This window comes from Segatella sp., assembly GCF_977051555.1.
In genome coordinates, this window is the sequence record NZ_CDRSSE010000077.1 from 1 (window position 1) to 6,845 (window position 6,845).

Below are 6,845 nucleotides of genomic sequence, written 5' to 3' on the forward strand. Positions count from 1 at the left end.
GGTTAACGCTGGATATGGAGTATTCTTCTTTTTTTATTGTACTTATCTATTTATTCTGCAAAGTTAACAAAAGTTTGCAGATATAAAGATTTTTACCTCTTTATTTTTCCAAGTGCAAATATAATAGAAAGGGCAAAAGCTTTGATATTGAAAGCTTTTGCCCTTTCAGGGCGACTTTGCTTTTTGTCAACATTACCCAGGGCGATGCCCTGGGCTAGGAGCTTTTGGGCTTTCAGCCCGACCTTGCTGCCATTATCTAGACTTATGACACACCCTCTTTAAATAAATCCTTGTTGCTTGAGGGCTTCGATAAACCCAACGCTCATCGCCTCGCAATCCTTCTTTGTGTATCGGATGTCGGTGAAAACCTGGGCTAGGGTCTCTACGTTGTTGATGCGTACAAACTCCTTGTTTTCTTCAAGAGCTTCCTTCTCTGCATAGAAGTCATCTATCTTTTCTGGGGTGTAATCTTCGAAATGCTCGTGGTGGATGATGCTGCGCAGAGGGAGACGGTCGCTCAGGGCTGGATGTTCTGCCGGCCATCCGATGGTCAATGTGGCTACTGGCATTACGAGCTTAGGGAGCTTCAGAGTGTCGATGATCATCTTTGGCATATAAACCGTAGTTCCCAGGAAACAGGTGCCTAAACCGGCTTCTTCTGCCAGATTGGTAAAGGTCTGGGTAAAGAGAAGGGCATCGGTAGCTGCATTCATAAAAGAGAGAATGTTGTCATAGCCCGGGGTTCCCTTGCGGTTCTCTGCCCAGAGGGTTGTGCGACGATAATCGGCACAGATGGTGAGGACGACAGAGGCTTCTGTTACCATCGGCTGGTTGAAGTGGGCTGGCGCCAGCGCCTTCTTTCCTTCTTCACTTCTTGTTACCACAACGCTGTAAAGCTGCAGGTTTCCCATTGTCGGGGTACGCTCTGCCTCTTCCAAAAGGCGGTTCAGGAGTTCTTCAGATACTTCCTTCTCTGCATATTTTCTGATGCTTGTTCTGTTCTTAATCGATTCCATATCTTTTTTATTTTATCATTATACCTTATTATATATATAGGAGTTCTGTTCCATTTCAGAACCCTATTTTTGCTGCAAAGTTAGTGAAAGTTTCCCAAAAAGTTGTCTTTCTTTCGCTTTTTTAGTGAAATATATGCCAAAACGTTTCAGATTTTAGAAATAAAAGTTTAATTTTGCACCTAAATATGAAACGTTTGATATGAAATATACTGAAAATATGACTTTTGAAGAGGCTTCCAAGGCTCTTATAGATGAATTGAATGCTAATCTGGCAACACTTCATCAGAATTATCATGTAGAACAGTCTGATTGGAATAAACTCTATGATCAGATAGCCAATGTTGTTTCAGAGGAAACTCATCTTCCTGTTTTCTCTCCTGAAGTGATGGAGGTGAGACCTAGAGAACTGGAATGCGATGTGGTGAGATTCCAGAATAATAAGGAGAAATGGGTGGCTCTGGTAGGATTGCTCGATGGTCATCCATACGAAATCTTCACGGGTTTGCAGGATGAGGACGAGGGTATCATGCTGCCTAAATCTGTAAGCAAAGGCAAGATTGTGAAGACTATTCTGGACGGAGGCTTGAAGCGATACGACTTCCAGTTTGTGAACAAGCGAGGCTATAAGATTACGGTTGAGGGATTGAGCGAGAAGTTTAATCCTGAATACTGGAACTATGCCAAGCTGATTTCCGGTGTGCTGCGCTACCGTATGCCTATCGAACATGTCATCAAACTCGTTTATCAGCTCCAGCTTACTTCAGATAACATCAATACCTGGAAGAAAGGTGTTGTGACAGCCCTGAAGAGATATCTGAAGGACGGCAGCCTGATGAAACTTTACGATGATAGCGATTCCGAATCCTAATCCCCCAAGGCTGAAACTGATATAAACTATGCTTTTTAGTAGTAAGATATACTTAAAGAACGTCCGTTTCCATGCCTATCACGGCGTTCTGCCACAGGAAACCCAGGTGGGCAACGATTATGTGGTGAATCTGAATGTCAGCTATGATTTCTCCAGAGCCATGGAAACCGATGAACTGGCTGGAACCCTCAACTATGCAGAACTCTATGAACTCGTGAAACAGGAGATGGAGATACCTAGCAAACTGCTGGAACATGTAGCCGGAAGGATAGGAAAGCGACTCTTTGCAGAATATCCGACTATTCAGAAAATACAACTCGCCATTACCAAAGTTAATCCTCCTTTTGGAGCAGACTGTGATGGTGCAGGGGTAGAAGTTGTATTAACAAATGATAAAACTTTATAGTAGATTTAGGTTTTCTGATACAAAAGTAGTAATTTTGCAAAATCATCAGAAAGATATGTTGAAGAAAATAACACTCATATTGACCCTATTGTGTATGTTGGTGCTGACAGCGACAGGCGCCAACCGCCGTTTCACGCTCGTTATCGACCCAGGTCATGGCGGTCATGATGCGGGTGCACTTGGTGCTATTTCCAAAGAAAAGAATATCAATCTCTCTGTGGCATTGCAGTTTGGCAAATATGTTGAGCGCAATATGCCGGATGTGAGAGTTATCTATACCCGCAAGACGGATGTCTTCATTCCTCTGAAGGAGCGTGCCAACATCGCCAACCGCGCCAATGCCGACCTGTTTATCTCGGTACATACCAATGCGCTGCCAGCCGGTAAGATAGCCCGCGGTTTTGAAACCTATACGCTCGGTATGCACCGTGCCAAGGATAATCTCGATGTGGCTATGCGAGAGAACTCCGTTATCTCGATGGAGAAGGGCTATCAGCAGACCTATCAGGGTTTCGACCCAAGATCTTCTGAGAGTTACATCATCTTCGAGTTCATACAGGGTAAGAATATGGAAAGAAGCGTAGAACTTGCGCGCAATATCCAGCGAAAGGTATGCAACAGTGCCAACCGTCCGGATAAGGGCGTGCATCAGGCTGGATTCCTGGTTCTCAGAGAAACTTCGATGCCTAGCTGTCTGATAGAGCTCGGTTTCATCACTACTGCTGACGAAGAAAGACTGCTCAACGATGCCAGCAGGGTGGATGATATTGCCCGAGGCATCTACGAAGGTTTTGCGCAATATCGCAATAAATACGATAAATCCATCTCGGTTCCTTATCGTGCTGCAGATACCGAATCGGTGTCGGTTGCCAAGATCGTTTCTGATACGAAGCAGGAGCAGGATGAGCGCCGTGCAGAGGAAGTGGATACTGCTCCGAGAAGAATGGTGAAGCATGTGGAAACCAGAGCGGAAAAAGCCAGAACGGTTCAGCAGAACAGAAGACAGAACCAGCAGGATAAGCCGGCTCAGCAGAGCAGACAGACGCAGCAGAACAGAACGTCTCAGCAGAACAAGCCGGTTCAGCAGAAAGCCAATGTAGCCGATGCGCCTGTCTTCAAGCTTCAGATATTTGTCAGCAACCGCACGCTCCGCAAGGGCGATGCCCATTTTAAGGGCGAAACCGGTTATGACAGTTATCAGGAAGGCAATATGGTGAAATATACGATGGGAGCCTCTACCAACTATAATGAGATTTTCCGCTTGCGCAAGACGCTTGCCGAGAAGTTCCCGGAAGCTTTCATCATAGCTTTCAAGAATGGAAAGAAATATGATGTGAATCAGGCGATACGTGAGTTCAAACAGAACAGAAACCGCTGATTGACCTGAGTAAGGATAAGATATAAGCACGAATATATAAAGAGATAAATATGAAGCTAACAAAAGAAATCAAGATAGCTCTTGTAGCTATTGTCGGTATTTTGGTTATGTATTTCGGAATCAATTTTCTGAAAGGCATGAATCTGTTTTCTACCAACAACGCCTACTATATGACGTTTGATGACATCCAGGGACTGGGTGCCTCTACGCCTATTTATGCGGATGGTTATAAGGTCGGTACCGTGGATGGTTTGGAATATGATTACAAGGAGAATGGTCCTATCAAAGTAAAGGTGGATATTATCAAGGATTTGAGAATCCCGCAGGGCAGTAAAGCCGAAATAGTAAAAGACCTGATGGGTAACCTGCAGGTGAATCTGCTTCTGGCAAACAATCCGCGCGAAAGAGTAGAACCGGGTGGTATCATTCCGGGTGCTGTAAATGGAGGCATGATGGATAAGGCTGCCAACCTGGTTCCGGTAGTGGAAAAGATGTTGCCTAAGTTGGATTCTATCCTTACCAGCGTGAATGCGCTGCTGGCTGACCCGGCTCTGGCTGCTTCGCTGCATAATGTGGAAACCATTACAAGCAACCTCACCGTTTCTACACGTGAACTGAATACCCTGATGGCAGGACTCAACAAGCAGGTTCCGGGTATGATTGGAAAGGCAAATGGCGTGCTGGATAATACCAACCGCCTCACAGCTAATCTGGCCAGTCTTGATGTGCAGGGCACTTTGAACAAGGTGAACCAGACTTTGGAGAGTGCTCATCAGTTTACTGAGAAGCTGAACAGTAACCAGGGCAGCCTCGGATTGCTGATGAACGATACCAAGCTGTACGACAATCTGACGTCAACCATGAGTCATGCCGACTCTCTGGTTATCGACTTGAAGGCACATCCGAAACGCTATGTCCATTTCTCTGTTTTCGGCAGAAAAGACAAGTAAAAAGAGTCAAAGCTAAATAAATTTAGTCTAAATAAGATTCGGTATGTTTCACGCCCCGAAATGACTCGCAAACTGTTTGTTTGTTAGCCGTTTCGGGGACGTTACATTATTGTTTCACTGAATTTCAGTCTGCTATATTTGTATTTTAGACAAGTGTTTGGTATTCAGTAATTTAAAGTCTATCTATTAAAATGTTTTAAATAAGGAGATTTGCATTTCTCCTATTTTTTTTGTAACTTTGCACGTGATTTCGCATCTTTTGGTGCGTCCCGTCATTTGTGAATTAAAGTATTAATAATATTAGTAATCAATGTTAGCAAGTCCAAAAGCCCTCTGGGACAACAGTCTTTTGCTCATAAAGGACAATGTAACAGAGCAGCAATATAACACATGGTTCAAGCCAATCGTCTTTGAATCGTACAAGCCGTCGACAAAGACTTTGTTGGTGCAGGTTCCGAGTCCGTTCGTATACGAGTACTTGGAACAGAACTTCGTTGACTTGTTAAGTAAGGTGCTGCATCGTAATTTTGGTGAAGGAATCCGTCTCACTTATCGTGTTGTAACCGATAAGGAGCATAAGCTTTCTCAAGATATAGAGGCAGATCCAGACGATGCTGATATGGCAAAGCAAACTCGTGAGCGTGCCCAGCAGACGGCTGCCCAGCCTGCCGCTCCCCAGCAGCAGGAAGACATTGATACGCAGTTAGACCCGAAGCTTACTTTCAACAATTATATGGAGGGTGACAGCAATAAGCTGCCTCGTTCCGTAGGATTGTCTATTGCCGAGCATCCCAATACCACCCAGTTTAACCCAATGTTCATTTACGGACCTTCGGGTAGCGGTAAGACGCATCTGGTAAATGCCATCGGCCTGAAAGCGAAGCAGATGTATCCTCAGAAGCGTGTGCTCTATGTGAGTGCCCGTCTTTTCCAGACCCAGTATACTGATGCCGTGCTCCATAATGCGAGCAATGATTTCATCAACTTCTATCAGTCTATCGATATGCTGATTGTGGATGATATCCAGGAGTGGGCTGGTAAGGCGAAGACGCTGAACACCTTCTTCCATATCTTCAACCACCTTTTCCGCAACGGAAAGCGTATTATCCTGGCGTGCGACCGCCCTCCGGTAGAGTTGAAGGATATGCCAGACCGTCTGCTCACCCGTTTCTCTTGCGGTCTGGTCTGCGAGTTGGAGAAGCCGAATATCCAGTTGTGTGTGGATATCCTGAGCAATAAGATCCGTCGTGACGGTTTGAAGATTCCGGTAGATGTCATCTCTTTCATCGCCCAGACCTGTAACGGAAGTGTGCGCGATTTGCAGGGAGCCATCAATGGTCTTCTGGCTTACAGCATCGTTTATAACAGCAGCATTGATATCCGTCTTGCCGAGCGCGTCATCAAGCGTGCGGTGAAGGTCGATGATAAGCCGCTCACCATCGATGACATCGTTGAAACGGTTTGCCATCATTATAATGTAACGGTTACTGCCGTGAACAGCAAGAGCCGTAAGCGTGATTATGTAGTGGCAAGACAGGTAACGATGTATCTGGCACAGAAATATACCAAAATGCCTGCTTCGAGAATCGGCAAACTTGTTGGTAATCGCGATCATAGCACAGTTATCCACAGTTGTTCTAAAGTGGAAGAAAGACTGAAGATTGATGCTGGATTCAGCGATGAACTGGTTAGTATCGAAAACGGATTAAAGGTGAAAAGGGCATAAAGGATGTGCTTTTCGCTGATAGGATAAGTTTAAGCGCGGAACCTTGGTATAGTGGTTCTTGTTTATATAAATGAAATAAAGGAAGCCTGGCAAGTTTGTTTTTGCCTTGGCTTCCTTTTTCCGTCTATAATATCTGAACTATTAACTATCAACTCTTTTTTATCATCTTCTTCCATTTAAAGTATCCGGCTACGGCGATGATGACGTAGAGACCGTAAAGTCCTGCCTTGAATGGGATGCCTTTGATGATATAGAGATAGAAGCAAACGGCATCTACGATAATCCAGAAGAACCACTGCTCGATATATTTGCGTGCCAGCGCCCAGAGACCCACAAAGCTCAGGGCATTGGTGAAACTGTCTTGCAGAGGAACTGTAGAGTTGGTGAAAGTTATCAGTATATAATAGGTGATGCCCCAGGCTGCCAGGAAGAACAGAAGAGTAGGGAGATAGAGCGACTTCTTCATATAGGTAATCGGAAGTTTTTCTTTCTCCTTCTGGT

The 6,845-nt window shown here is 44.8% G+C and carries 6 protein-coding genes and 1 pseudogene; 5 read left to right on the forward strand and 2 right to left on the reverse strand.

Going from position 1 to position 6,845, the window contains the following annotated elements:
- Positions 1-278: 278 nt before the first annotated feature.
- Positions 279-1,016, reverse strand: a complete 738-nt coding sequence (locus ACWJAO_RS12950; protein ID WP_287875621.1) for a nitroreductase family protein — start codon at positions 1,014-1,016, stop codon at positions 279-281.
- 370 nt (positions 1,017-1,386) lie between these two features.
- Here ACWJAO_RS12950 and ACWJAO_RS12955 point away from each other — a divergent pair.
- The 5 genes and pseudogenes from ACWJAO_RS12955 to dnaA form a co-directional block, all read left to right on the forward strand.
- Positions 1,387-1,845 (forward strand): annotated as a pseudogene (locus ACWJAO_RS12955) (adenosylcobalamin-dependent ribonucleoside-diphosphate reductase); the annotation flags it as partial.
- Positions 1,846-1,912: 67 nt separating this feature from the next.
- Positions 1,913-2,290: a dihydroneopterin aldolase gene (folB, locus tag ACWJAO_RS12960; RefSeq protein ID WP_449140553.1), complete on the forward strand. Its 378-nt coding sequence runs from the start codon at positions 1,913-1,915 to the stop codon at positions 2,288-2,290.
- Positions 2,291-2,345: 55 nt separating this feature from the next.
- Positions 2,346-3,668: an N-acetylmuramoyl-L-alanine amidase family protein gene (locus ACWJAO_RS12965; RefSeq protein ID WP_449140554.1), complete on the forward strand. Its 1,323-nt coding sequence runs from the start codon at positions 2,346-2,348 to the stop codon at positions 3,666-3,668.
- Between the two features lie 50 nt (positions 3,669-3,718).
- The gene (locus ACWJAO_RS12970) at positions 3,719-4,618 is read left to right on the forward strand and encodes an MlaD family protein (protein WP_144151875.1); all 900 of its coding nucleotides are present in this window, start codon (positions 3,719-3,721) and stop codon (positions 4,616-4,618) included.
- 310 nt (positions 4,619-4,928) lie between these two features.
- Complete coding sequence (gene dnaA, locus ACWJAO_RS12975) at positions 4,929-6,344, forward strand: chromosomal replication initiator protein DnaA (protein ID WP_287828982.1); 1,416 nt, start codon at positions 4,929-4,931, stop codon at positions 6,342-6,344.
- A 148-nt stretch (positions 6,345-6,492) separates the two neighbouring features.
- Here dnaA and pnuC read toward each other — a convergent pair.
- A partial coding sequence (gene pnuC / locus ACWJAO_RS12980; RefSeq protein WP_449140555.1) for a nicotinamide riboside transporter PnuC occupies positions 6,493-6,845 on the reverse strand: 353 nt, incomplete at its 5' end.

Coding starts and splice junctions, on each gene's coding strand:
- ACWJAO_RS12950 (WP_287875621.1), bottom strand. CDS start 1,016: ATGGAATCGATTAAGAACAGAACAAGCATCAGAAAATATGCAGAGAAG.
- folB (WP_449140553.1), top strand. CDS start 1,913: ATGCTTTTTAGTAGTAAGATATACTTAAAGAACGTCCGTTTCCATGCC.
- ACWJAO_RS12965 (WP_449140554.1), top strand. CDS start 2,346: ATGTTGAAGAAAATAACACTCATATTGACCCTATTGTGTATGTTGGTG.
- ACWJAO_RS12970 (WP_144151875.1), top strand. CDS start 3,719: ATGAAGCTAACAAAAGAAATCAAGATAGCTCTTGTAGCTATTGTCGGT.
- dnaA (WP_287828982.1), top strand. CDS start 4,929: ATGTTAGCAAGTCCAAAAGCCCTCTGGGACAACAGTCTTTTGCTCATA.